Origin of the sequence: Plantactinospora sp. ZYX-F-223 (genome assembly GCF_039649625.1) — a bacterium.
In the GTDB taxonomy this organism is placed as follows: domain Bacteria; phylum Actinomycetota; class Actinomycetes; order Mycobacteriales; family Micromonosporaceae; genus Plantactinospora.
The window spans coordinates 1-1643 of sequence record NZ_JBDJAV010000151.1 but is presented as its reverse complement, the minus strand read 5'-3'; the positions used below and the strand labels follow the sequence as shown (position 1 = coordinate 1643).

General features: G+C 66.7%; 1 protein-coding gene. It reads left to right on the top strand.

Annotated elements, in window-relative coordinates; all coding sequences use genetic code 11:
- Positions 1-116: 116 nt before the first annotated feature.
- Positions 117-1643, top strand: a 1527-nt coding sequence (locus tag AAH979_RS42880) for an SDR family NAD(P)-dependent oxidoreductase (protein WP_346263849.1), incomplete at its 3' end; no start/stop codon positions are given.

Below are 1643 nucleotides of genomic sequence, written 5' to 3'. Positions count from 1 at the left end.
TCGTCCCGCGCCTGACTGCTTCCGCCGATTCGCTGGTTGTTCCTGTTTCGGGTGAGTGGCGGGTGGATGTGGATGGTAGTGGGTCGTTGGATGGGGTTGGTGTGGGGTGTGTGGGTGTGGGTGTGGTGGGTGTGGGGCAGGTGCGGGTTGCGGTGGTGGCTGCGGGTGTGAATTTTCGGGATGTGTTGGTGGGGTTGGGTGTGTATCCGGGTGGTGGGTCGGTTGGTGTGGAGGGTGCGGGGGTGGTGGTTGAGGTTGGTGAGGGGGTTTCGCATGTGGGGGTGGGGGATCGGGTGTTGGGGTTGTGGTCGGGTGGGTTTGGTTCGTCGACGGTGGTTGATGCGCGGTTGGTGGCGAGGGTGCCGGATGGTTGGTCGATGGAGCAGGCGGCGGGTGTTCCGGTGGTGTGGTTGACCGCGTGGTTGGGTTTGGTGGAGTTGGCTCGGGTGGAGGCGGGGCAGCGTGTTTTGGTGCATGCGGCGGCGGGTGGGGTGGGTATGGCGGCGGTGCAGTTGGCCCGTTGGTTGGGTGCGGAGGTGTGGGCCACGGCCAGTGAGTCGAAGTGGGATGTGGTGGGTGTGCCTCGGGAGCGGTTGGCGTCGTCTCGGGATACGGGTTTCGCGGGCCGGTTTCCGGTGATGGATGTGGTGCTCAACAGTTTGGCGGGTGAGTTCGTGGACGCGTCGGCGGGGTTGCTGCGTCCGGGTGGTGTGTTGTTGGAGATGGGGAAGACCGATATCCGTGATCGGGATGCTTTTCCGGGTGTGTCGTATCTGCCGTTCGACATGATCGAGGCGGGGCCGCAGCGGCTGGGTGTGATGTTGCGGCGGTTGATGGAGTTGTTCGGTGAGGGTGTTCTGGTGCCGGTGCCGGTGACGGTGGCGCCGGTGCAGCGGGTTCGTGAGGTGTTGCGGGATCTGGGCGCGGGTCGGACCGTGGGTAAGCAGGTGGTGAGGATCCCGCGTCGGTTGGATCCGGACGGCACGGTGTTGATCACTGGTGGTACTGGTGGGCTCGGTGTGCTGGTGGCCGAGCATCTGGTGCGCCGGCATGGGGTGCGTAAGCTTGTTCTGGCCAGCCGGTCGGGGGTGACCGATCAGCTCGCTGGTCTGGACGCCGAGGTGCGTGTGGTGGCGTGTGATGTCACTGACCGGCGGGCGTTGGCGGGCCTGGTCGAGGGTATCGACCGGCTCACCGGGGTGGTGCACGCCGCGGGTGTTATCGACGACGGGACGATCGAGGCCCTGACTCCGCAGCGTCTGGAGACCGTTGTGGCGCCGAAGCTCGACGCCGCGTTGTGGCTGGACGAGTTGACCCGTGACCGGGACCTGGCGCTGTTCGTGTTGTTCTCCTCCGTCGCCGGGGTACTCGGTAATCCGGGACAGGGGAACTACGCCGCGGCGAACGCCGGTCTGGACGCCCTGGCCATCACCCGGCAGCGGGCCGGTCTACCGGCCACCTCGATCGCCTGGGGACTGTGGGAACACACCACCGGCATGACCAGCGGCCTACACCAACGCGACCACGACCGCCTACACCGGTCCGCCGTCCGGGCCATGCCCACCACCCACGCACTCGCCCTACTCGACACCGCGATCGGCGGACACCACCCCACCACCATCGCCGCCAACCTCGATCTGGCC